The sequence below is a fragment of the Streptomyces sp. NPDC099050 genome (genome assembly GCF_044759865.1).
Taxonomy (GTDB): domain Bacteria; phylum Actinomycetota; class Actinomycetes; order Streptomycetales; family Streptomycetaceae; genus Streptomyces.
Map to the genome: position 1 here is coordinate 1 of NZ_JBIWAE010000036.1, position 22,581 is coordinate 22,581.

Annotated in this window: 20 protein-coding genes; 14 read left to right on the forward strand and 6 right to left on the reverse strand. The window is 71.8% G+C overall.

Annotation, left to right across the window (positions count from 1 at the left end):
- Nucleotides 1–202 precede the first annotated feature (202 nt).
- Nucleotides 203–826 carry a DUF6461 domain-containing protein gene (locus ACIQV3_RS36940; protein WP_403720659.1) on the reverse strand — a complete coding sequence of 208 codons (624 nt, stop codon included), beginning with the start codon at nt 824–826 and terminating at the stop codon, nt 203–205.
- A 125-nt stretch (nt 827–951) separates the two neighbouring features.
- Here ACIQV3_RS36940 and ACIQV3_RS36945 point away from each other — a divergent pair, with 125 nt between their 5' ends.
- A complete protein-coding gene (locus ACIQV3_RS36945; protein WP_403720662.1) occupies nt 952–1,353 on the forward strand; it encodes a DUF4259 domain-containing protein in 402 nt (133 codons plus the stop codon).
- Between the two features lie 381 nt (nt 1,354–1,734).
- Here ACIQV3_RS36945 and ACIQV3_RS36950 read toward each other — a convergent pair whose 3' ends face one another.
- Nucleotides 1,735–2,235 carry a GNAT family N-acetyltransferase gene (locus tag ACIQV3_RS36950; protein ID WP_403720665.1) on the reverse strand — a complete coding sequence of 167 codons (501 nt, stop codon included), beginning with the start codon at nt 2,233–2,235 and terminating at the stop codon, nt 1,735–1,737.
- 38 nt (nt 2,236–2,273) lie between these two features.
- On the opposite strand from ACIQV3_RS36950, the gene ACIQV3_RS36955 reads away from it, so the two are divergent.
- Nucleotides 2,274–3,077, forward strand: coding sequence for an exodeoxyribonuclease III (locus tag ACIQV3_RS36955; RefSeq protein ID WP_403720668.1), 804 nt, complete (start codon nt 2,274–2,276; stop codon nt 3,075–3,077).
- Here the strand turns inward: ACIQV3_RS36955 and ACIQV3_RS36960 are convergent.
- Entirely contained in the window at nt 3,059–3,781 is a 723-nt protein-coding gene (locus ACIQV3_RS36960) for a MerR family transcriptional regulator (RefSeq protein WP_403720671.1), read from the reverse strand. The two genes, ACIQV3_RS36955 and ACIQV3_RS36960, sit on opposite strands and share 19 nt — an antisense overlap.
- Nucleotides 3,782–3,926: 145 nt before the next feature.
- On the opposite strand from ACIQV3_RS36960, the gene ACIQV3_RS36965 reads away from it, so the two are divergent.
- The 4 genes from ACIQV3_RS36965 to ACIQV3_RS36980 all read left to right on the forward strand — a co-directional run bounded on the left by ACIQV3_RS36965 (nt 3,927) and on the right by ACIQV3_RS36980 (nt 7,614).
- Nucleotides 3,927–5,507 carry a flavin-containing monooxygenase gene (locus ACIQV3_RS36965; protein ID WP_403720674.1) on the forward strand — a complete coding sequence of 527 codons (1,581 nt, stop codon included), beginning with the start codon at nt 3,927–3,929 and terminating at the stop codon, nt 5,505–5,507.
- Entirely contained in the window at nt 5,504–6,496 is a 993-nt protein-coding gene (locus tag ACIQV3_RS36970; protein WP_403720677.1) for an alpha/beta fold hydrolase, read from the forward strand. Before ACIQV3_RS36965 ends, ACIQV3_RS36970 begins: the two co-directional genes overlap by 4 nt.
- Nucleotides 6,493–7,377 (forward strand): SDR family oxidoreductase, encoded by an 885-nt coding sequence (locus ACIQV3_RS36975; protein WP_403720681.1) that lies wholly within the window; start codon nt 6,493–6,495, stop codon nt 7,375–7,377. Before ACIQV3_RS36970 ends, ACIQV3_RS36975 begins: the two co-directional genes overlap by 4 nt.
- A 78-nt stretch (nt 7,378–7,455) precedes the next feature.
- Nucleotides 7,456–7,614, forward strand: coding sequence for a hypothetical protein (locus ACIQV3_RS36980; RefSeq protein WP_403720684.1), 159 nt, complete (start codon nt 7,456–7,458; stop codon nt 7,612–7,614).
- A 140-nt stretch (nt 7,615–7,754) separates the two neighbouring features.
- On the opposite strand, the gene ACIQV3_RS36985 is transcribed toward ACIQV3_RS36980, so the two are convergent.
- Nucleotides 7,755–11,051 carry a S41 family peptidase gene (locus ACIQV3_RS36985; RefSeq protein WP_403720687.1) on the reverse strand — a complete coding sequence of 1,099 codons (3,297 nt, stop codon included), beginning with the start codon at nt 11,049–11,051 and terminating at the stop codon, nt 7,755–7,757.
- 210 nt (nt 11,052–11,261) lie between these two features.
- On the opposite strand from ACIQV3_RS36985, the gene ACIQV3_RS36990 reads away from it, so the two are divergent.
- Complete coding sequence (locus ACIQV3_RS36990) at nt 11,262–11,852, forward strand: TetR/AcrR family transcriptional regulator (RefSeq protein WP_383952766.1); 591 nt, start codon at nt 11,262–11,264, stop codon at nt 11,850–11,852.
- Nucleotides 11,853–12,030: 178 nt separating this feature from the next.
- Nucleotides 12,031–14,244 carry an MMPL family transporter gene (locus ACIQV3_RS36995; protein ID WP_403720691.1) on the forward strand — a complete coding sequence of 738 codons (2,214 nt, stop codon included), beginning with the start codon at nt 12,031–12,033 and terminating at the stop codon, nt 14,242–14,244.
- Nucleotides 14,245–14,387: 143 nt separating this feature from the next.
- Here ACIQV3_RS36995 and ACIQV3_RS37000 read toward each other — a convergent pair whose 3' ends face one another.
- Entirely contained in the window at nt 14,388–14,810 is a 423-nt protein-coding gene (locus tag ACIQV3_RS37000; RefSeq protein ID WP_403720694.1) for an SsgA family sporulation/cell division regulator, read from the reverse strand.
- Between the two features lie 207 nt (nt 14,811–15,017).
- On the opposite strand from ACIQV3_RS37000, the gene ACIQV3_RS37005 reads away from it, so the two are divergent.
- The 5 genes from ACIQV3_RS37005 (at nt 15,018) to ACIQV3_RS37025 (ending at nt 19,487) form a co-directional block, all read left to right on the forward strand.
- Nucleotides 15,018–16,070 (forward strand): energy-coupling factor ABC transporter permease, encoded by a 1,053-nt coding sequence (locus ACIQV3_RS37005; RefSeq protein ID WP_403720696.1) that lies wholly within the window; start codon nt 15,018–15,020, stop codon nt 16,068–16,070.
- Nucleotide 16,071: 1 nt separating this feature from the next.
- Nucleotides 16,072–16,839 (forward strand): cobalt ECF transporter T component CbiQ, encoded by a 768-nt coding sequence (gene cbiQ / locus ACIQV3_RS37010; protein ID WP_403720699.1) that lies wholly within the window; start codon nt 16,072–16,074, stop codon nt 16,837–16,839.
- Between the two features lie 118 nt (nt 16,840–16,957).
- Nucleotides 16,958–17,719, forward strand: coding sequence for an energy-coupling factor ABC transporter ATP-binding protein (locus tag ACIQV3_RS37015; protein ID WP_403720701.1), 762 nt, complete (start codon nt 16,958–16,960; stop codon nt 17,717–17,719).
- 79 nt (nt 17,720–17,798) lie between these two features.
- Nucleotides 17,799–18,956: a serine hydrolase domain-containing protein gene (locus ACIQV3_RS37020; RefSeq protein WP_403720703.1), complete on the forward strand. Its 1,158-nt coding sequence runs from the start codon at nt 17,799–17,801 to the stop codon at nt 18,954–18,956.
- 54 nt (nt 18,957–19,010) lie between these two features.
- Entirely contained in the window at nt 19,011–19,487 is a 477-nt protein-coding gene (locus ACIQV3_RS37025) for a YbaK/EbsC family protein (RefSeq protein ID WP_403720706.1), read from the forward strand.
- Between the two features lie 232 nt (nt 19,488–19,719).
- Here the strand turns inward: ACIQV3_RS37025 and ACIQV3_RS37030 are convergent, their stop codons facing one another.
- Nucleotides 19,720–21,510: a dolichyl-phosphate-mannose--protein mannosyltransferase gene (locus ACIQV3_RS37030; RefSeq protein ID WP_403720709.1), complete on the reverse strand. Its 1,791-nt coding sequence runs from the start codon at nt 21,508–21,510 to the stop codon at nt 19,720–19,722.
- A 166-nt stretch (nt 21,511–21,676) separates the two neighbouring features.
- Between ACIQV3_RS37030 and rsmI the strand changes: the two genes are divergently transcribed.
- Nucleotides 21,677–22,531, forward strand: a complete 855-nt coding sequence (rsmI, locus tag ACIQV3_RS37035) for a 16S rRNA (cytidine(1402)-2'-O)-methyltransferase (protein WP_403720773.1) — start codon at nt 21,677–21,679, stop codon at nt 22,529–22,531.
- The last annotated feature ends 50 nt before the right edge of the window (nt 22,532–22,581 follow it).

Sequence of the window (22,581 nt, forward strand, 5' to 3'; positions counted from 1 at the left end):
GCCGCCGCGATCTGGCACAACCACAAGACCCGCCAGCCGGTCACACGATCACTGATCGCCTACGACCACTGATCATTCGGAATGACTCGTCTAGGTCCATCCGGAAGTGGACCTTCACGTGGTCATCGCTGATGTTCGTCACCGTGCCATCGTCCACACGTCGTCTTCGGGTCCGGACAGGGGGTGCGGGGATGGACGATGTTCACCGGATCCGGACGGTGGCACAGGTGAATGTCGTGTCCTGGAGCAGTTCGGGAGTGATGGCGACGCCGGTGAGGTGTTCCGCCAGAGCGAAGGCGGCCGGTGAGGAAAGGTCCCTCTCGGTTTCCGGTGCGGTTTCCGGTGCGGGAACGTCGACATGGAAGCCGATGCGCGTCATGGCGTCGAGGAGTTCGTCGGGTGTGGTGCCCCGACGGTCTTCGGGGAACATGGGGTCGAAGCAGAGTCGCAGGGCCCGGTCCTCGGCCCAGAGGAACGTGCCAAGGGCATTGACGTTGACGAAGTGAGAGACCCAGCTCGTGCCGGCGGAGGCCGGAAGCGCTCGCTCTTCGGTGACTCCGAGGTAGCCGTTGGGCTCGATCAGCAGCGTCCAAGCGCCGACGGTCGTCATGGCAACCACCTGACGGTCACCGTCCCCCAGCTCGTACTGGGCGAAAGCGGCATCGACGACGGCGGCTATGCCCCGCAGGGGCGACTCCGGTCGTCCTTCGAGCCGGGACACCAGCTCGGCAGGAGACAGGCCCCGCACCAGCGTGAAGCAGTACGCCTCGGCGATGTCGGGAAAGTCGTTCTCGAACCACGCGTAGTCCACCCCGGTCTTCGTCATGGCGTCCATCCTTGCTCCCGCCGCTGACAGTGGACAGCACGCCGTGGCCGCCGAAGGGAACCGAAAGCCCGCTGTCGGTGCCCTCTGGGACGATGCCCCGGTCAACATCATGATCAGGAGAGACCATGGGCACCTGGGACGTCGGCCCCTTCGACAACGACACTGCAGCGGACTTCGGCGGCGACCTTGACGAGGCAACTGCAGAGGAACGCGGACATATCGTCCGCGGCGCTCTCGCGCGCGTGATCGACACCGCGGGCTGTCTCGAAGCACCCGAATCCGAGGAAGCCGTAGCCGCGGCAGCCCTTGTGGCCGCACAGTGCCCCGGGGGTGAGCCTGCCGATCCCGTCTATGGGCCGGAAGAGCCTCTTCCTGATCTCACTGGTCTGCGCGATCTCGCCCTTCAGGCCCTCGACCGCGTCATGAGCGCGCCTTCCGAGCTGATGGATCTATGGGCCGAGGCGGATGGCGGTCCCTGGCGCGCGAACATCTGCCGCCTGCAGGACGTGCTCCGCCGAAGCTGCTGAAGTCCTGGCCCGAGCCGAAGGTGCCGTTGAGGTCGCGATCCAGGGCCGGGGGGCGGGGCCGCAGGCGGTCCAGGACCGTCGGGGTGCGGGTGCGGGTGAGGAGGGCGAGGGCGCGGAGCCGGCGGGGGATGTCCTCGGGTTTCGGGGTTTCGGGGCTTCGCGGACGGTCGCGCCCGCGCGAGGAGAGCGGCGCGCAGGGCGACCAATGTGGCTTTGGCTACGCGTTGGGGGCGGCCAGGTGGGCCAGTTCGTAGAGGTTCGGATCCGTGTGCGCGCCCCCCGCCGGGGCGTGGTGTCGTCCTCGGGCCAGTGTGGGAGTGGTGGCCGGAGGACGAACGTGGCGGCGGAGAGTTCAGGGGCCGACGGGGTGCCCGGGCCCGGTCATGCCGGGTTCAGGGGCTTCGTCATGCATCGGCTGGAGTCGTGGAAGCGGTAGTGGCCGAACTTGGCGTCCGTCAGGGTGTAGCCCTCGGAGAGGTACAGGGCGATGGCCTCGGGCTGCTGGTCGCCGGTTTCCAGGGCCATGCGCACGCGGCCGGCCGCGCGGGCGTCCGCTTCGAGGACGGCGAGGATGCGGCGGGCCAGGCCCCGGCCGCGGGCCTCCGGTATCACGTACATGCGCTTCAGCTCGGCGTCGCCGTCGGCGTAGCCCTCGTCGTTCGCCTCGTGGCCGCGCCACCCGCCGCTGGCGACCGGCGCGCCCGAAGCGTCATAGGCGAGGAGGTAGAGGCCCTTGGGCGGGTCGAACATCGCCGGGTCGAGGAAGGTTTCGTCGCCCTCGCCCTCGTAGCGCTCCTGGTATTCGATCTGTACTTGGTCGTTGAGCTTGACCGCGTCCGGGTGGTCGTACGACACGGCGCGGAGCTGGATCTCCTGAGACATCGGAACAGCCTACGGAACGCTCCGGCTATCGTGCAGGGATGTTCTCTGTGACCTCTGTGAATGTGAACGGAATCCGCGCCGCCGCCAAGAAGGGGTTCTCCCCGTGGCTCGCCGGGTCGGATGCCGACGTCGTCTGCCTGCAGGAGGTGCGGGCCGAGGAGGGGCAGATTCCGGACGAGGTGCGGGCGCCCGAGGGGTGGCACACCGTGTTCGCGCCGGCCGCCGCCAAGGGGCGGGCCGGGGTCGCGGTGTACACGCGGCGGGAGCCGGAGCGGGTGCAGGTCGGCTTCGGGAGTGACGAGTTCGACACCAGCGGGCGGTACCTGGAGATCGACCTGCCGGGTGTGACCGTCGCCAGTCTCTACCTGCCCTCCGGGGAGGCGGGGACCGAGAAGCAGGACGAGAAGTACCGGTTCATGGGTGAATTCCTCCTGTACCTGCAGGAGCTCAAGGTGCGGGCCGCCGCGGACGGGCGCGAGGTCGTCGTGTGTGGCGACTGGAACATCTGCCACCAGGAAGCCGACCTGAAGAACTGGAAGACCAACCGGAAGAACGCCGGCTTCCTCCCCGAGGAGCGCGAGTGGCTCGGGCAGGTGTACGACACCGCCGGGTACGTGGACGTGGTGCGCGGCCTGCACCCGGACACCGAGGGGCCGTACTCCTGGTGGTCCTACCGCGGGCGGGCCTTCGACAACGACGCCGGCTGGCGGATCGATCTCCAGGTGGCCACGCCGGGGCTGGCGGCCAAGGCCGTCAAGGCGTTCGTGGAGCGGGCCGAGACGCACCCCGAGCGGTGGTCCGACCACGCGCCCGTGACCGTGGTCTACGAGCTCGGCGTCTGACCCGGCGCGGGTGGGCGCAGGCGGTCCATGGACATCGTGAGTTCCGCCTCGACCACGCTCTTGGCCAGGGGGCGCAGGCGCGGCACGGCTTCCTCCGAGATGTGGGTGGAGATGAGCTCCGTGAACAGGGCCGCCATCGCGTCCGTGTGCTCGCGGACCCGGCGGCCCGCCTCCAGGACGGCCGAGAGCGGTACGCCCTCGCGGACCAGCGCCGAGGAGACGTCCAGGAGCCGGCGGCTGACGTGGACGATCTCCTCGCCGTCGGTGGCGAGGTAGCCGAGGTCGAGCGAGGCCGCCAGGTTCTCCGGGGTGACCTCGCCCTCGAAGTAGTCGGCGAGGGCCTCGGGCGTGAGGCGGACCGGGGTCTCCTCCGACCAGCCGATGCCGAGCAGCTCACCCAGCTGGCCCACGTCGCGGCCGTTTTCGAAGGCGACGGTCAGCTCGGCTATCCCGCCGAGGGTGTGGCCGCGCTCCAGCAGGGCGGCGATGGTGCGCAGCCGGGACAGGTGGTGGTCGTCGTACCAGGCGATGCGGCCCTCGCGGCGGGGCGGCGGCAGGAGCTTGCGCTCACGGTAGAAGCGCAGGGTGCGTACGGGTATGCCGGCGGCCTCGGCCAGCTCTTCCGTGCGGTATTCGCGCACTGTGGTCCTTGCTCCTGTGGCGTGGGTGGGTGGAGCCGCGTCCTGCGTCGCATTCTGCGGCACGTGGGCAGCCTAGGGCGTACTCCCGGTAACTTTCCCGGCGCGACCCCTACCCATGAGTACGGAGCTGCTCTACTCTCCCGATTGTGCCAGTGATTGCTGGCAGCATCTGAGTGGGCGTTGGCATCGGCATCCGAAGGTGGCTGGCATGGGCATGGGCGTGGGCGGTGGCATGGACGGGCGCGAGCAGGAACGCGAGCACGTACGCGTGGCGGTGATCGGCTCCGGGTTCGGCGGGCTGGGCGCCGCGGTGCGGCTGCGGCGCGAGGGGATCACGGACTTCGTCGTCCTGGAGCGCGCCGACTCCGTCGGCGGCACCTGGCGGGACAACAACTACCCCGGGTGCGCCTGCGACGTGCCCTCCCACCTGTATTCCTTCTCCTTCGCCCCCAATCCCGACTGGCCCCGCACCTTCTCCGGGCAGCCCGCGATCAGGGAGTACCTGGAGCACGTGGCCGACACCTTCGGGCTGCGCCGCCACATCCGGCTGAACCACGAGGTCCGGATGATGCGCTGGGACGCGGACGGGATGCGGTGGGAGATCGAGACCGCGGGCGGCGACTTCACCGCCGACGTGGTCGTCTCCGCCACCGGGCCGCTGTCGGACCCGAAGATGCCGGAGATACCCGGACTCGCCGGCTTCCCCGGCAAGGTCTTCCACTCGGCCCGCTGGGACCACGACTACGACCTGCGCGGCAAGCGCGTCGCCATGATCGGTACGGGCGCCTCCGCCATCCAGATCGTGCCCGCGATCGCCCCCGAGGTGGACCGGCTCACCCTCTTCCAGCGCACGCCGCCGTGGGTGATGCCGCGCACCGACCGGGCGATCACCTCGGTGGAGCGCTGGCTGCACCGCCAGCTCCCCTTCACCCGGGCGGCCCGCCGCGGGCTGCTGTGGGGGATACGCGAGCTCCAGGTCAGCGCCTTCACCAAGCGGCCGGGCCAGCTCGGGCTGATCGAGTCCCTCGCCAAGGCGAACATGGCGCGCTCGATCAAGGACCCGGAGCTGCGGGCCAAGCTGACGCCCTCGTACCGCATCGGCTGTAAGCGGATCCTGCTGTCGAGCGAGTACTACCCGGCGCTGGCCCGGCCCCATGTGGATCTCGTGGCCTCCGGGCTCAAGGAGATCCGGGGTTCGGTGCTGGTGGCGGCCGACGGGACCGAGACCGAGGTCGACGCGATCGTCTTCGGCACCGGCTTCCACGTCACGGACATGCCGATCGCCGACCGGGTGGTGGGCGTGGACGGCAAGACCCTCGCGGAGGTCTGGAAGGACGGGATGCAGTCCCTGCGCGGGGCCACCGCGGCGGGCTTCCCGAACTGGATGACGATCATCGGGCCGAACACCGGGCTCGGGAACAGCTCGATGATCCTGATGATCGAGTCGCAGCTGAACTACATGGCGGACTACATGCGCCAGCTGGGTGTGTTGGGAGGGAAGGTCGCCCTCGCGGCGCGGCCGTCCGCGGTCAACGCCTGGAACCGGCAGGTCCAGACCCGCATGGAGCGCACGGTGTGGAACACCGGCGGCTGTACCAGCTGGTACCTGGACGCGCAGGGCCGCAACACCACGGTCTGGCCGGGCACCACGGGGGAGTTCCGCAAGGAGACCCTCGGCGTGGACCTGAGCGAGTACGAGGTCGTACGGGGCCGCGAGCGCGAGCGCGATCGGGTCCCGGCGGCCGGTACGGCCGGTACGGCCGAAGCGGTGCGCGAGGGGGCCGCGTGAGCCGCCTGACGCACGTGACCGCCGGGCCCTACGCCCCGCCGGCGGCCCGCCGGGAGCTGGTCGCCGTCTCCGCCGACGGTGCCCGCCTGCACGTCGAGGTGCACGGGGAGGAGGGGGCCCCGGCCGTCGTGCTCGCGCACGGCTGGACCTGTTCCACCGCCTTCTGGGCCGCGCAGATACGGGCCCTGTCCACCGGGCACCGGGTCATCGCCTACGACCAGCGGGGCCACGGCCGCAGCCCCGCCGGCGTCCGCTCCGGCTACGGCACCGAGGCCCTCGCCGACGACCTGGTCGCCGTCCTGCGGGCCACCCTCGCCCCCGGCGAGAAGGCCGTCGTCGCGGGCCACTCCATGGGCGGGATGACGGTCATGGCCGCCGCCGCCCGGCCGGAGTTCGCCGAGCACGCCGCGGCCGCGCTGCTGTGCAGCACGGGCAGCGGCCGGCTGGTCGAGGAGGCGCGGGTCCTGCCGTGGCGGGCCGGCCGCGCGAGGACCCGTATCACCGGGGCGGTCCTGGGAGCCCGGGCCCCGCTCGGGCCCGTGACCCCCGTCGCCCGCAAGATGCTGAAGTACGCCACGATGGGCCCCGGCTCCGCGCCCGACAAGGTCGAGGCCTGCGCGCGGATCGTCCACGCCTGCCCGACCCCGGTGCGGCACGCCTGGTCCGGGGTGCTGGCCGCCCTGGACCTCGACGCGCGGCTGGCCGCGCTCACCGTGCCCACCGCCGTCATCGGCGGCAAGAGCGATCGGCTGACACCGATCGTGCACGCCCGGGGGCTGGCGGCCGCGCTGCCGAACTGCGTGGGCCTCACCGAGCTGACCGGGATCGGGCACATGAGCCCGATCGAGGCCCCGGAAGCCGTCACCGCCGCCGTGCGCGAGCTCGCCGAGGCGTATGTCGGACGCTCCGCCGCCAGCCGTTCCGGCACCGACCGTTCCGCCACCGACCGTTCCGCCACCGATCGTCCCGCGAAGGAGAAGACCGCGTGAGTGCCCGTAGGAGTCTGGAAGGTCAGGTCGCCGTCGTCACGGGGGCCGCGCGCGGGGTCGGCGAACTGCTCGCCCGCAAACTGTCCGCCCGCGGCGCGAAGGTGGCCCTCGTGGGCCTGGAGCCCGAGGCCCTCAAGGAGGTCTCCGCGCGGCTGCACACCGACAGCGACCACTGGTACGCCGATGTCACCGACCACGTGGCCATGGCCCGGGTCGCGCAGGAGGTCAAGCAGCGCTTCGGCAAGGTGGACATAGTCGTCGCCAACGCCGGCGTCGCCTCCGGCGGGCCCTTCGCCGACTCCGACCCCGACGCCTGGCGCCGGGTCATCGAGGTCAACCTGATCGGCGGCGCCGTCACCGCCCGCGCCTTCCTGCCCGTACTGATGGAGAGCCGCGGCTACTTCCTGCAGATCGCCTCCCTCGCGGCGATCACCCCGGCGCCGATGATGACCGCCTACTGCGCTTCCAAGTCCGGGGTCGAGGCCTTCGCGCACTGCCTCCGCTCGGAGGTCGGCTACAAGGGGGTGAAGGTCGGCGTCGGCTACCTGTCCTGGACCGACACCGACATGGTGCGCGGCGCGGACCAGGACGAGGTCATGCGCGAGCTGCGCCAGCGGCTGCCGTGGCCGTCGAATCAGACGTACCCGCTGGGGCCGGCCGTCGACCGGATCGTCGCGGGCATCGAGCGGCGCTCCGCGCACGTGTACGCGCAGTGGTGGCTGCGGGGCATGCAGGGGATCCGCGGGTACCTGCCCGGGATCATCTCGGCAGTCGGACAGCGCGAGATGAAGCGGTTCGAACCGCGACTGGCCGGTGTCTCCAAGGGACTTGTGGGGGCCGGCGGGGCCGCGGACGAGCAGGAGCGCAGCCAGAGCGGCTGACCGGAATGCGCTGGATGTCCACCTGGGCGAGACTGGTCGGGTTCCCCTTACCGAACACCGCTACAGGAGTGAGGACACATGGGCATCAGGGACCAGTTCCAGGACAAGGCCAGGGAACTCGCGGAGCGGGCGAAGGCCTCCGGCAAGCAGGACGAGGTGTCCGAGCGCACCTCGCAGACCGTCGACCAGGCCAAGGACAGGGCCCGCGACACGTTCGAAGAATCCTCCGAGAAGTAGCGACCAGTAGCGACACGTAGGACATGCACACGTAAGACACGTAAGGCACGTAAGACACGTAAGGCTCGTACCGAGGGGTGCGACCCGCCGTCCCGGGTCGCACCCCTTTCGCATGCCCTACGGTCGCCGGCCCGGCCGGCTCACCCCCGCGGCGGCAGCTGCGGCCGGCGCCGGTCCGGTACGTCCGTGTAGCCGGGCGGGACCGCAGCCGGGTCCTGTTCCAGCAGCTCCAGCGCCAGGTGCACGGCGTCGTCGAGCTGCGCGTGCCGGCCCTCCGCCCAGTCGAGCGGGGTGCGCAGGATCGGCAGGTCGGGCTCGACTCCCTGGTTCTCCACGGACCAGCCGTACTCGGGGAACCAGGCCGCGTTCATCGGCACCGTGATCACCGTGCCGTCGCCCAGGGTGTGCCGGCCGGTCATGCCGACCACCCCGCCCCAGGTGCGCTGGCCGACGACCGGCCCGAGGCCCAGCAGCTTGAAGGCGGCCGTGATCATGTCCCCGTCGGAGGAGGTCGCCTCGTCGGCCAGGGCCACGATCGGGCCCCGGGGCGCGTTGGAGGCGTAGGAGACGGGCTGCGCGTTGCGGGTCAGGTCCCAGCCGAGGATCGAGCGGGTCAGCTTCTCCACCACCAGCTCGCTGATGTGCCCGCCGGCGTTGCCGCGTACGTCCACGAGCAGGGCCGGCTTGGACATCTCGGCGCGCAGGTCGCGGTTGAACTGCGCCCAGCCCGAGCCGCCCATGTCGGGGATGTGCAGATAGCCGCACTTGCCGTCGCTGATCTCCCGCACCACCGTGCGGCGTTTGGCCACCCAGTCCTGGTAGCGCAGCGGCCGTTCGTCGATCAGCGGGACGACCGCGACCCGGCGCGAGCGGCCCTGCCCCTCGGCGGGCTCGAAGGTGAGCTCCACGGTGGTGCCGCCGGCCGCCGAGAGCAGCGGGTACGGCCCGGTGACCGGGTCCACCGGGCGGCCGTCGACGTGGGTGAGGACCGCGCCCTCGCGGATGCCGGTGCCCGCGAGCGGGGAGCGGGCCTTGGAGTCGGAGGATTCGCCGGGCAGGATCCGGCCGACGACCCAGGCCCCGTCGCGGGGGAAGAGGTTGGCGCCGAGCAGGCCGATGGCCCGCTGGTAGTGCGGGGGGCCTTCGTTGCGGCGGGCCGGGGACACGTACGCGTGCGAGGTGCCGAGCTCGCCGAGGACCTCGCGCATCAGGTCGGCGAACTCGTCGGGGGAGGCGACCCGTTCGACGAGGGAGCGGTACTGGCGCAGCACCCCGTCCCAGTCGATGCCGCACATCTTCGGCTCCCAGAAGTAGGCGCGGATCAGCCGCCCCGCCTCCTCGAAGGCCTGGCGCCACTCGGCGGCCGGGTCCACCTCGTGCAGGATGCGCCGCAGATCCAGGTACACGGTGGAGTCGGAGTCGCCGGACTCCGTCGCCGGGACGGCGCGCAGGTCGCCGTCGTCGTTGACCACGAGCCGGGTGCCGTCGCCGCTGACCGCGAACCAGTCCAGCCCGGAGGCCAGCTCCGTCTTGCGGGCCTTGGTGAGGTCGAAGTACTCCAGGGTGGGCTTGCCGCTGGTGTCGGCCGGATTGGCGAAGGTTTCGCCGAGCGCGCCCGAGATCGGCCAGCGCAGCCACACCAGCCCGCCGCCGCTCACCGGGTGGAGGGCCGAGTACTTGGAGGCCGACACCGGGAAGGGCGTCACCCGGCTCTCCAGGCCCTCCACCTCCACGGTGACCGCGCCGTCGCCGGACTCCGAGTCCCCCTCGACCGGGTCGAGTCCGCCCGCCGCGGGGCGGCCGTCGGGGGAGAAGGCGAAGGGGGAGGGGGTGGCCGAGGACAGCGGCACCAGGTACGGGCGGCAGCCCAGCGGGAAGGACAGGTCGCCGGTGTGGACGTCGTAGACGGGGTCGAAACCGCGCCAGGACAGGAAGGCGAGGTAGCGGCCGTCCCGGGTGAAGACCGGGCTCTCGTCCTCGAAGCGGCCGTTGGTGACGTCGATGACCGTGCGGGCGCCGGGTCCGGAGATCCGGGCCATCTTGATCTGGCGCAGCGAGCGGCCGATGCCCGGGTGCGACCAGGTCAGCCAGTCGCCGTCGGGGGAGAAGGCGAGGTCGGTGACCGGCCCGTTCTCGGACCGGATCAGCTCGCTGGCCTCCCCGTTGGACTCCTCGGTGGCGTCGATGAGGAGCAGCCGCCCGTCGTTGGAGGCGATCGCGAGCCGCTCCCCGTCCGGATCGGAGAGCAGTTCCAGTACGCGGCCCAGCGCGCCGGAGGCGAGCCGGCGGGGCTCGCGGTCGCCCGAGGCACGGGGCAGGTAGGCGATCTCGATCGCGTCCTCGCCCTCGGCGTCGGTCACGTACGCCACCTGCCCGCCGCTGCCGAGCATCTCGGGCAGCCGGACCCGTACGCCCGGGGTGTCGGCGATGGTGCGGGCGGGCCCGTCGCGGTGGGTGAGCCAGTACAGGCTGCCGCGCACGACGACGGCGCTGGCCCGCCCGGTGGCGTCCACGGAGAGCGAGTCGACGTGGCTGGCGGCCGGGACCTGGTAGGTGCGGCGGCCCGCGCGGGGGCCGCCGAGGCGGACCTCCAGCTTGCGGGGAGCGGCGCCGGGGGCCAGTGACTCCACGATCCACAGGTCGCCGGCGCACTGGTAGACGATCCGGGAACCGTCGCTGGAGGCGTGCCGGGCGTAGAAGTCCTCGTGGTCGGTGTGCCGGCGCAGGTCCGTGCCGTCGGGCAGACAGGAGTAGACGTTGCCGATGCCCTCGTGGTCGGAGAGGAAGGCGATCCGGCCGTCCACGAACATCGGGGAGTCCAGGTGGCCCTCGACGCCCTCCAGCAGCCGCTCGCCGTGCAGCCACAGCCGGCCGGTGGCGCCGCCGCGGTAGCGCTTCCACGCGGCGGGCTCGTGCGGGGGCTTGCCGGTCAGCAGCAGGGTGCGGCGCTCGCCCGGCTCCTCCCCGTCGGGGGCCTCGTCGTGCACGGCGATGTCGGAGACGGGGCCCCAGGGGAGCCGGCCGCCGGGGCTGCCGTCGGTGGGGAGGGTGTACGCCCAGGCGAAGTAGGAGAAGGGCTGGCCGTGCGAGGAGACGGCCAGGATGTCGCTGCGGCCGTCCTTGTCGGGCGGGGTCCAGCCGCAGACCCGGGTGTCGGTGGCGCCCCAGTAGCTGAGGCGGCGGGCGGGGCCGCCGGAGACGGGGGCGAGGTGGATCTCGGGGTCGAGGCTGCGCCAGGTGGTGAAGGCGATGTGCTTGCCGTCGGGGGAGAACCGGGGGTGGCCCACCCGGGTCCGGTCGACGGTGATCCGCCAGGCCCGGCCCGCGGGCTCTCCGGGAGGCACCAGGGGCGCCACCCAGAGGTCGTCCTCGGTGGCGAAGCACAGCAGATCGTCGTGGAGATGGGGGAACCGGAGGTACGCCGCGTCGTGACTCACCCCCCAATGCTTTCCGCGCGGAGGGGGGCTGGCAACTCGTACAGGTGATCCATGCGGCCCCCCGCGGGGGTGGCGGGAGGCCTCGGGGACGTGACCGACACCACGCCCCAAGCGAAACGGAACGGTTTCGTTTCGCTTGGGGTTCGGGGTATGGTCGATCCGTACGAAACGGTTTCGTTCGGTTGGGCAAGGTCGGGAGGAGATGCCGGGATGGTCGAAGAGGTCATGTCGCGTCGCAGCCGGATCACCCCCGAACGGGAAGCCGAACTGCACGGAGCGGTCCTCGACCTGCTCCGCGAGGTCGGCTACGAGGCGCTGACCATGGACGCGGTCGCCGCCCGTACGAAGTCCAGCAAGGCCACCCTCTACCGCCAGTGGGGGAGCAAGCCCGAGCTGGTCGCGAAGGCCCTGCGCTGCACCCAGCCGGTCTCCCTCCGGGAGATCGACACGGGCAGCATCCGCGGGGACTTCGGGGTCATGATCGAGAACTCCGACGACGCCCAGATGGCGAAGGACACCGCGCTGATGCGGGGCCTGACCCACGCGGTGCACGAGAGCCCCGAGCTCCACAAGGCGCTACGGGACCTGCTGGTCGATCCGGAGATCAACGGTCTGCAGGAGATGCTGCAAAGAGCGGTCGCCCGGGGCGAGATCGCCCCGGACTGTCCGGCCCTGGCCTTCGTTCCGCACATGCTCATCGGGGCGTTCATCGCCCTTCCGCTCATCGAGGACCGGTCCGTCGACCGGACCTTCCTCGGTGACTTCATCGACGCCGTGGTCTTCCCCGCCCTCGGCGTCTGATCCCGCCCGGCCGCTCACCTGCCCGGCTGCTCACCTGCCCGGCTGCTCACCCGCGCAGCCGCCCGCCCGCGCTGTCCCCGCGTTCGAATTCCTGCCTGCCCTGACACGCCGCTCTCGTCGTCGGAACGGCATTCCATGCCCTGATCCATCCCACGACCCGAACGGGAGAACCACCGACGTGGCCACCTTCCTTTACCGACTCGGCAGGGGCGCCTTCCGGCGCCGCCGATTCGTCGCCCTCGTCTGGGTGGCGCTGCTGTTCGTCGCCGGCTTCGGCGCGGCATCCGCGTCCGCACCCACCTCAGGCTCGTTCTCCATACCCGGCACCGAGGCCCAGAAGGCCTTCGACCTGCTGGACCAGCGCTTCCCGGGGATGGCCGCCGACGGCGCCACCGCCCGCATCGTGATCAAGGCCCCGGCCGGCGAGAAGGTCGACTCCGCGGCCGTCAAGCCGCAGGTCGAGAAGATCGTCGGTGAGCTGAAGGACGGTCCGGGCAAGGACCAGATCTCCTCGGTCACCAGCCCGTACGAGGCCAAGGCCGTCAGCGAGGACGGCTCCACCGCCTACGTGAGCGTCAAGTACAAGGTCAGCGGCATGGAGCTGACGGACGCCACCCGCGAGGCCCTCACGGAGTCCACCACGGCCGCCAAGGCCGACGGACTGAACGTCCAGATCGGCGGCGACGCCCTGCAGGCCGCCCCCGAAACGGGCTCCGGCGAGATCATCGGCATCGCGATCGCCGCGATCGTCCTCGTCATCACCTTCGGCTCGCTCATCGCCGCGGGCCTGCCGCTGCTGACCGCGCTCATCGGCGTGGGTATCGGCATCTCCTCCATCACCGCGCTCGCCAACGTGCTGGACCTCGGCTCCACCACCTCCACCCTCGCGATGATGATCGGCCTCGCCGTCGGCATCGACTACGCCCTCTTCATCGTCTCCCGCTACCGCGCGGAGCTCGCCGAGGGCCGCGAGCGCGACGAGGCCGCCGGCCGCGCCGTCGGAACCGCCGGTTCCGCCGTCGTCTTCGCCGGTCTGACCGTGGTCATCGCCCTCGTGGGCCTGGCCGTCGTCAACATCCCCATGCTCAGCAAGATGGGCTTCGCCGCCGCCGGAACCGTGGTCATCGCCGTCCTCGTCGCCCTGACGCTGGTCCCGGCCATGCTCGGATTCGCCGGCAAGAAGGTGCTGCCCGCCGGAACCAAGTCCCGCTTCCTGGGCAAGGGCAAGGGCACGGCGGCCGCAGACGGCGCCGAGGCCAAGCCCAACGGCGGCACCCGCTGGGCCCGCTTCATCCTGCGCCGCCCCGTCATGGTGCTGCTCGCGGGCGTGATCGGCCTCGGCATCGTCGCCGTCCCGGCGAGCAAGCTGGAGATGGGCCTGCCGGACGACGGCGCCCAGCCGGTGTCCACCACCCAGCGCCAGGCGTACGACCTGCTCTCCGACGGCTTCGGCCCCGGCTTCAACGGCCCGCTGATGGTCGTCGTGAACGGGGACAAGGCGCTCGCCGACGCGACCGTCGAGCGGATCAAGGGCCTGGACGGCGTGGCCGCGGTCATGCCGGCCACCCAGAACGAGGCCAAGGACGCCGCCGTCATCACGGTCGTCCCGAAGGACCGCCCGTCCTCCGTGGAGACCGAGAACCTGGTCCACGAGATCCGCGAGGGCAGCGACAGCGGCAAGGTGCTCGTCACCGGCGCGACCGCGATGAACATCGACTTCTCGCAGAAGATGAACGACGCGCTGCTGCCCTACCTGGCACTCGTCGTCGGCCTCGCCTTCCTGCTGCTGATGCTCGTCTTCCGCTCGATCCTGGTACCGCTCAAGGCGGCCCTCGGCTTCCTGCTCTCGGTGGTCGCCGCCCTCGGCGCCGTCGTGGCGGTCTTCCAGTGGGGCTGGCTCGGCTCGCTCTTCGGGGTGGAGCAGACCGGCCCGATCATGTCGATGATGCCGATCTTCATGGTCGGCGTGGTCTTCGGACTGGCCATGGACTACGAGGTCTTCCTGGTCACCCGCATGCGTGAGGCGTACGTCCACGGGGAGCGGCCGGGCCAGGCCGTCGTCACCGGGTTCCAGTACAGCGCCCGGGTGGTCGTGGCCGCGGCCGTCATCATGATCGCGGTGTTCTCCGGCTTCATGGGCGCCAGCGACCAGATGGTGAAGATGATCGGCTTCGCGCTGGCCATCGCCGTCTTCTTCGACGCCTTCATCGTCCGCATGACCATCGTCCCGGCCGTCCTCGCGCTGCTCGGTCACAAGGCCTGGTGGCTGCCGAAGTGGCTCGACCGGATCCTGCCGAACGTGGACGTGGAGGGCGAGAGCCTGCGCAAGCACCTCGGCGACTCCGAGCACGGCTCCGGTCCCGACAAGGACCGCGAGTTGGTCAACGCCTGACCCCGTGGGTCGGTAGTGAGCAAGCAGAACGGCCCCGCACCGAAAGGTGCGGGGCCGTTCCGCGTGCCCGGGTCGTCCGGACCGGGTCGTCCGGACCGGGTCGTCCGGATCGGGTCGTCCGGATCGGGCGGGTCCGGCTGGGCCTAACGGGTGGCCGCGGGCGCGGGCGCGTACGTACGGCGCAGGAAGCGGCGCAGCGCGGCGATGTCGAACTGGACCACCGCGACGCCCTCCGGGGAGTGGAACTCGACGACGGCCTGGACGCGCCCGCAGGGCCACACGCGTACGTCGCCGGTCCCGGTCGGGGCCTGGAGGCCGGCCTCCAGGAGGGCGCGGGGGAAGACCCACTCGTTGTCGGTGCCCTCGGGGGAGAGGCCGGCGGGGAAGACGATCCGTACGGCCAGCGGCTCGTCGGGGACGAAGCGCAGGGCGACCGGGATGGCCCGGTAGAGGGGGTCGTCGGTGATCACCCGGGCCCGCACCCGCTCCTCGACGAGGGGGGCCGTGGCGGTCGCGGCCCGGGTGGCGGTGGCACCTGCGGATGGATTCTCGGCGGCGGATGACATCGACAAGACTCCTCAAATCGGAACAATTACGTCCGTATTGACCCCAGCCTCGCACATTCCCACGAATCCGCACGGGGCTATTTGTGACGCCGCCGCTCTTGCCAACTGTTCGCAAGAAGGCCCTATTCTTGAACGGTTAAAGACTTTGTCAGCTCAACGGACCGTTCGCCGGACCGTTCGCCGGACCGCAGGAAGCGGAGCAGAACCATGCATGTGCCCGACGGTTTCATCGATGCCCCCGTCTCCATTGCCGCAGGTGTCGCCGCCGCCGGAGCCGTGGCGGTCAGCCTCCGGGGCGCCCGCCGTGAGCTCGACGAGCGCACCGCGCCGCTCGCCGGCCTCGTGGCCGCCTTCATCTTCGCCGTGCAAATGCTCAACTTCCCCGTCGCGGCCGGAACAAGCGGCCACCTGCTGGGAGGCGCGCTCGCCGCGATCCTCGTCGGCCCCTATACGGGTGTGCTGTGCGTGTCCGTGGTCCTGCTCATGCAGGGCCTCCTGTTCGCCGACGGCGGCCTGACCGCCCTCGGCGTCAACATCGTCACCATGGGCGTCGTCACCGTGGTCGTCGCCTACGCCGTCTTCCGCGCTCTGGTCAAGCTGCTGCCCGACAGCCGCCGCTCGGTCACCGTCGCCGCCTTCGCCGGAGCCCTGCTCTCCGTGCCCGCCGCGGCCGCCTTCTTCACCCTCCTCTTCGCCGTCGGCGGCACCACCGACGTGCCGATCGCCAAGGTCTTCGGCGCCATGGTCGGCGTCCACGTCCTCATCGGCATCGGCGAGGCCGTCATCACCGCCGCCACCGTCGGCGCCGTCATCGCCGTCCGCCCCGACCTCGTCCACGGCGCCCGCGGCCTGTCCGCCCCGCTGAAGCTGCGCGTCGGCGGCGAGCTGGTCGACGCCCCCGCCCCCGCCGCCGTGCCGGTCGCCGCCCGCTCCACCAAGCCCGTGTGGATCACCGGTCTGGTCGCCGCGCTGGCGCTCGCCGGCATCGTCTCCTTCTACGCCTCCTCCAGCCCGGACGGACTGGAGAAGGTCGCCGCCGACCAGGGCATCGACCAGAAGGTCACCGAGCACGCGGCCGCGGACTCCCCGCTCGCCGACTACAGCGTCAAGGACGTCTCCGACGCCCGCCTGTCCGGCGGCCTCGCCGGAGTCATCGGCGTGGGCGCGACCGTCCTCGTCGGCACCGGCGTGTTCTGGACCGTGCGCCGCCGCCGAGCCGCCGACCTGACGGCCGCCTCCACGGCCGTACCGGCCGCCTGACATGGGCGCGGGCCACGCCCACAAGCTCTACCGGCCGGGGCGCTCCCCGGTCCACGACCTGCCGCCGCACTGCAAACTCGCCGCGACCTTCGGATTCGTGATCGTCGTCGTGTCCACACCGCGCGAGGCGGTGTGGGCCTTCGGGCTGTACGCCGTCCTCATCGCGGCGGCCGCCGTGGTGGCCCGGATCCCGCTCGGATACCTGCTGCGCCGCCTCCTGATCGAGGTGCCCTTCGTCGCCTTCGCCGTCCTGATGCCCTTCGTGGCCCAGGGCGAGCGGGTGGAGGTCCTCGGCATGTCGCTGAGCGTCTCCGGCCTCTGGGGCGCCTGGAACGTCCTGGCCAAGGGCACCCTCGGCGTGGCCGCGTCCGTGCTCCTGGCCTCCACCACCGAACTGCGTGCCCTGCTGCTGGGCCTCCAGCGGCTCAAGCTGCCGCCGCTGCTCGTCCAGATCGCCTCCTTCATGATCCGGTACGGGGACGTCATCAGCGACGAGCTGCGCCGGATGTCCATCGCCCGGCGCTCCCGCGGTTTCGAAGCGCGCGGGATCCGGCACTGGGGGGTCCTCGCGAAGACCGCCGGGGCCCTGTTCATCCGCTCCTACGAGCGCGGCGAGCGGGTCTACCTCGCGATGGTCAGCCGCGGCTACGCCGGCTCCATGCCGGTGATCGACGAGGTGGCGGCAACGCCCACAGAGTGGGCGCGCGCCTCCGCGCTCCCTTTGACAGCACTGGCCGTCTTGCTGACGGCCGTCTGTCTGATGGGGTGACTCCTCCGCCTGGGGCGGCTTCTCCCTTGCCTCCGAGGAGGTTCGTGACGGCCAAGCCCTGACCGCTGCTCTCGCAGGTAACTGACCATAGTGGAAGTAGCACCGCAAGGAGATGCGAATGGACGCTTTGAAGAAGCCGGCCTCGCTGGAGGTTTCCGGCCTCGCCTACGCCTACCCCGACGGCCACCAGGCCCTCTTCGGGGTCGACCTCACGGTCGGGCACGGGGAGCGGGTGGCGCTGCTCGGTCCCAACGGCGCCGGCAAGACCACCCTGGTGCTGCACCTCAACGGCATCCTCACCGGCGGCGTCGGCACCGTGAGCGTGGCCGGGCTGCCCGTGGAGAAGCGCAACTTCGCCGAGATCCGCCGCCGGGTCGGCATCGTCTTCCAGGACCCCGACGACCAGCTGTTCATGCCGACCGTCCGGGAGGACGTGGCCTTCGGCCCGGCCGCCGCCGGACTGCGCGGCGCCGAGCTGGAGGAACGGGTACGGGACGCCCTGGAGCAGGTCGGGATGGCCGACTTCGCGGACCGGCCCCCGCACCACCTGTCCTTCGGACAGCGCCGCCGGGTCGCGGTGGCGACCGTACTGGCCATGCGGCCCGAGATCCTCGTCCTGGACGAGCCGTCCTCCAACCTGGACCCGGCCTCGCGCCGCGAACTCGCGGACATCCTGCGCTCGCTGGACGTCACCGTGCTGATGGTCACGCACGACCTGCCCTACGCGCTGGAGCTCTGCCCGCGCGCGGTGATCCTCAGCGAGGGGACCATGGTGGCGGACGGCCGCACCCAGGACGTGCTGTGCGACGAGGCGCTGATGCGGGCGCACCGCCTGGAGCTGCCCTTCGGCTTCGATCCGCGCTCCGTATCGGTGGGATGAGCACAGCGGTGGCATAAGCACAGCGGTGGCATAAGCACAGCGGTGGCATAAGCACCGGTCGGAGGTTGTTGCACACCCCGTGGACATCAAGGGCGTGGTGGCGGAGGGCTTCGAGCCCGTCAGGGACGCGTTCGTACGCAACTTCCAGGTGCTCGGCGACCGGGGCGCGGCCGTGGCCGTCTACCGCGACGGGCACAAGGTCGTGGACCTGTGGGCCGGCACCAAGGACGCCGACGGCACCGAGCCCTGGGCCCAGGACACCGCGCAGCTCGTCCGCTCCGCCACCAAGGGCGTGGCCGCCGCCGTACCGCTGCTGCTCCAGCAGCGCGGACTGCTCGACCTGGACGCGCCCGTGGGCTCGTACTGGCCGGAGTTCAAGGCGGGCGGCAAGGAGCGGACCCGGGTGCGCGACCTGCTCGCCCACCGCGCCGGGGTCCCCGCCCTGGACCGCGGGCTGACCGCGGCCGAGGCCGCCGACGGGGTCAGCGGACCGCGCGCGATCGCCGCCCAGCAGGCCTTCTGGGAGCCCGGCAGCGCGCACGGCTACCACGCGCAGACCTTCAGCTGGCTGCTGTCCGAGCTGGTGCTGCGGGCGACCGGCCGCACGCTGGGCTCCGTCCTGGCCGAGGAGATAGCGGAGCCGCTGGGCATCGACTTCTGGATCGGCCTGCCGGAGAGCGAGGCCCACCGGGTGGGCCGGGTGGCGCCGGTCGATCCGCCGCAGGGCGCGGGCCTGCTCAGGACCCGGCCGCGACGGGGCGTCTCCGAGGCCTACGCCGACCCGGACTCCCTCACCCGCCGCGCCTTCGCGGCCATCGACCCGCTGCCCGACGAGAACGACCCCGCCTACCGGGCGGCCGAACTGCCGGCCTCCGCGGGCATCGGCACCGCCCGCGCCCTGGCCCGCTTCTACGCGGCGACCATCGGCTTGGTGGAGGACGGGGCCCGGATCTTCACCCCGGAGACCACCGCGCTCGCCGCCCGGGAGCTCTCGTCGGGACCGGACCGCGTCCTGGTGGTCAACACCCGCTTCGGGCCCGGCTACATGCTGCACGGCCCGGCCTCCCCGCTGCTGTCCCCGGCCTCCTTCGGGCACCCCGGCCGCGGCGGCTCGCTGGCCTTCGCCGATCCGGAGGCGGGGATCGGCTTCGGCTACGTCACCAACGCCCTCGCCAAGTCGGTCACCGCCGACCCGCGCGCCCAGGCCCTGGTCCGGGCGGTCCGCGCGGCGCTCTAGCCGGGCCGCGAAAGGGCGTCGCGAAGGCCGGTGCGGGAGCGCTAGCGTGCCTCCATGACGACCACCACTGTGCACCCCCTCTTCGCCGAAGCCCTCGCCGCACTGGATCTGGAGCCGGACGTACGGAGCTTCCCCGACGGGACCCGGACCGCCGCCGACGCGGCCGCCGCGATCGGCTGCGAGCTCAGCCAGATCGTGAAGTCGCTGATCTTCGCCGCCGACGGGGTTCCCGTGCTGGTCCTCATGGACGGGGCCTCCCGGGTCGACGTGGAGGCGGTGCGCCGCGAGCTCGGCGCGGGCGCGGTGACCCGGGCGGACGCGGCCCTGGTCCGGGAGACCACGGGCTACGCCATCGGCGGGGTGCCGCCCTTCGGGCACCGCACCCGCACCCGGGTCCTGGCGGACCGCTCCCTGCTGGCCCACGAGGTGGTCTGGGCGGCCGCGGGCACCCCGCACACGGTGTTCCCGATGGAGCCGCGCGAGCTGATCCGGCACGCGGGGGCCGCGCTGGCCGACGTACGGGAGAACTGACCCCGCCACCGAGGGCTTCATCCGCCGGGCGGCCTTGTCGAGCTCGCGGTCGTCCAGCGAGGCCTTGACCACGACCGGCTGGCGGAACACCCCGGTGCGGGCGGTCGCCGTGATGGAGGTCATGGTCAGCGGGTTCATCTGGATCTGGCCCTGGCCGGTGTACGCGGCGGCCGCCGCCGGCCCGGTCGCGGCCGTTGGTTGCCCGGGCGCGACCGGGATCACAGCGGTCCCGCTACACCCAGGTGTCCAGCCACATCCTGTTCTGCCAGGAGTCCATCGGGATGGTCTGGCCCGTGTAGATGGGCCAGAAATAGATGAAGTTCCACACGATCAGGAGCACCAGGACGCCCGCCGCCACCGCGCCCAGGGCGCGGCGGCGTTCCGAGGAGCCGGCCGGGCCGAGCAGGGCGCCGATCATCATGGCCACCGCCAGGCACAGGTACGGGACGAAGACCACCGCGTAGAAGAAGAAGATGGTCCGCTCCTGGTAGTTGAACCAGGGCAGCAGGCCCGCGCCCAGCGCGCACGCGATCGCGCCCGCCCGCCAGTCGCGGCGGAAGATCCACCGCCACAGCACGTACAGCAGCGCGAAGCAGCCCGCCCACCACAGCAGCGGCGTGCCGAGCGCCAGCACCTCGCGCGCGCACTTGGCCGTCTCCGTCGCCGGGCAGCCGTCGGTGCCGGGGGCGGGGGACTCGTAGAAGTAGGAGACGGGACGGCCCAGGACCAGCCAGCTCCACGGGTTCGACTCGTAGGTGTGGCCCGAGGTCAGGCCCACGTGGAACTTGTAGACCTCCGTCTCGTAGTGCCACAGGCTCCGCAGCCACTCCGGCACGAAGGACCACGAGCTGTGCTGGTCGTTCTTGGCGGCCCAGTCGCGGAAGTAGCCGCCCTTGCCGTTGTCGGGGGAGAGGATCCAGCCGAGCCACGAGGCCACGTAGACGGAGATCGCCACCGGGACGAGGGAGACGAAGGCGGGCAGGCTGTCGCGGCGCAGCATCGCCGCGTACGGGGTGCCCGCGCCCGCCGTGCGGCGGGCCGCCGCGTCCCACAGGACGGTCAGCACGCCGAAGAAGGCGAGCACGATCAGGCCGTTCCACTTCGTGCCGAAGGCCAGGCCGAGGCTGATCCCGGCCAGGAGCCGGTACGGGCGCCAGCCCAGCTTCAGCGTCTCCGCGATGTGGGCGTCCGGCCGGGTCCGCCCCTCCTCGTCCACCGGGAGCGCGGCCGCGAGCCGGGCCCGCGCCTTGTCCCGGTCGATGACGAGCGCTCCGAAGGCGCCCAGCACGAAGAACATCAGCACCAGGTCGAGCAGGGCGGTCCGGCTCATCACCAGGTGCAGGCCGTCCACGGCCAGCAGCAGGCCGGCCAGGCAGCCCAGGAAGGTGGAGCGGAAGAGGCGACGGCCGATGCGGCACAGCATCAGCACCGACAGGGTGCCGAGCAGCGCGGTCATGAACCGCCAGCCGAAGGGGTCGAAGCCGAACATCCACTCGCCCAGGCCGATCACCCATTTGCCGACCGGCGGGTGCACGACGTAGCCCGGGTCCAGCGGGAGCGGCACCCCGTGCGGGTTGGCGAGGATCGACTTGTCGATGTCCTTGGGCCAGCTCGCCTCGTAGCCCTGCTTGACGGTGGCCCAGGCGTCCTTGGCGTAGTACGTCTCGTCGAATATCACCGCCTTCGGAGTGCCCAGATGGGCGAACCGCAGCACCCCCGCGACCAGCGCGACCAGCAGCGGCCCGGCCCACGCCAGCACCCTCTCCCAGCGCACCGCCGCGTGCGGCCCGATCCCGATCTGCGCCCACAGCTGCGCGGACGGCCGCGCGTACGGGGGCACCAGGCGGGTGCCGACGTCCGACTGTCGCTTCGCCCCGGAGGGCGGTACGTAGCCGAAGCCGCGCAGCCGGCGGAGCCAGGCGGACGGCTGGTCGGCGGGGTCGGCGGGGTCGGGGCCGGGCCCGGCCTCGGTGGCGGGCGGGGCCCCCGCAGGGCTGGGCGGCGGCGTCGCGGTACTGGTCACCGGCACATCGTAGGGAACGACCCTGTGCCGGACCCAGGGGGACGGGAGTGTGGGGCGCGGCGGTTGGGGCGGCTGAGAGGATGGGGCGGTGACCACTGAGCAGCCCCGCACCGCCGAAGCCCCCTCCCCGGCCCCCTCCACGGCGTCGTCCACGGACGCGCACGGGGTGGGTGTCCTCGTCCTCGCCGGGACCCCCATCGGAGACCTCACCGACGCCCCGCCGCGGCTCGCCTCCGAGCTGGAGCGGGCCGATGTGATCGCCGCCGAGGACACCCGGCGGCTGCGCAGGCTGACGCAGGGGCTCGGCGTGTACACCACCGGCCGCGTCCTGTCGTACTTCGAGGGCAACGAGTCCGCGCGCACCCCCGAACTGGTCGAGGCCCTGGAGGCCGGCAAGCGGGTCCTGCTGGTCACGGACGCCGGCATGCCCTCGGTCTCCGACCCCGGCTACCGGCTCGTCGCCGCCGCCGTGGAGAAGGACATCAAGGTCACGGCCGTACCCGGGCCCTCCGCCGTCCTCACCGCGCTCGCCCTCTCCGGGCTGCCCGTGGACCGCTTCTGCTTCGAGGGCTTCCTGCCGCGCAAGGCCGGCGAGCGCCTCGGCAAGCTCCGCGAGGTGGCCGCCGAGCGCCGCACCCTCGTCTACTTCGAGGCCCCGCACCGGCTCGACGACACCCTGGCCGCCATGGCCGAGGTCTTCGGCGCCGACCGGCGCGCCGCCGTCTGCCGCGAGCTGACCAAGACCTACGAGGAGATCAAGCGCGGCGGGCTCGGCGAGCTGGCCGCCTGGGCCGCCGAAGGCGTGCGCGGGGAGATCACCGTGGTCGTCGAGGGCGCCCCGGCCGCGGTCCCCGGCGATGTGGACGCCGAGGAGCTGGTGAACCGGGTACGGGTGCGCGAGGAGGCGGGGGAGAAGCGCAAGGAGGCCATCGCGGCGGTCGCCGCCGCGGCCGGAGTACCCAAGCGCGAGGTCTTCGACGCGGTGGTCGCGGCAAAGAACGCGGCACAGAAGTCGCCGTGAGACGGTAAAGAGCTAACCTGAAAAGCAAAGCTCAGACCGCGCACCGGGCG

Bases quoted from the DNA above. Each gene is read 5' to 3' on its own strand.
- ACIQV3_RS36940 (WP_403720659.1), bottom strand. From the start codon at position 826: ATGACGAAGACCGGGGTGGACTACGCGTGGTTCGAGAACGACTTTCCC.
- ACIQV3_RS36945 (WP_403720662.1), top strand. From the start codon at position 952: ATGGGCACCTGGGACGTCGGCCCCTTCGACAACGACACTGCAGCGGAC.
- ACIQV3_RS36950 (WP_403720665.1), bottom strand. From the start codon at position 2,235: ATGTCTCAGGAGATCCAGCTCCGCGCCGTGTCGTACGACCACCCGGAC.
- ACIQV3_RS36955 (WP_403720668.1), top strand. From the start codon at position 2,274: ATGTTCTCTGTGACCTCTGTGAATGTGAACGGAATCCGCGCCGCCGCC.
- ACIQV3_RS36965 (WP_403720674.1), top strand. From the start codon at position 3,927: ATGGGCATGGGCGTGGGCGGTGGCATGGACGGGCGCGAGCAGGAACGC.
- ACIQV3_RS36980 (WP_403720684.1), top strand. From the start codon at position 7,456: ATGGGCATCAGGGACCAGTTCCAGGACAAGGCCAGGGAACTCGCGGAG.
- ACIQV3_RS36990 (WP_383952766.1), top strand. From the start codon at position 11,262: ATGGTCGAAGAGGTCATGTCGCGTCGCAGCCGGATCACCCCCGAACGG.
- ACIQV3_RS37000 (WP_403720694.1), bottom strand. From the start codon at position 14,810: ATGTCATCCGCCGCCGAGAATCCATCCGCAGGTGCCACCGCCACCCGG.
- ACIQV3_RS37005 (WP_403720696.1), top strand. From the start codon at position 15,018: ATGCATGTGCCCGACGGTTTCATCGATGCCCCCGTCTCCATTGCCGCA.
- cbiQ (WP_403720699.1), top strand. From the start codon at position 16,072: ATGGGCGCGGGCCACGCCCACAAGCTCTACCGGCCGGGGCGCTCCCCG.
- ACIQV3_RS37015 (WP_403720701.1), top strand. From the start codon at position 16,958: ATGGACGCTTTGAAGAAGCCGGCCTCGCTGGAGGTTTCCGGCCTCGCC.
- ACIQV3_RS37025 (WP_403720706.1), top strand. From the start codon at position 19,011: ATGACGACCACCACTGTGCACCCCCTCTTCGCCGAAGCCCTCGCCGCA.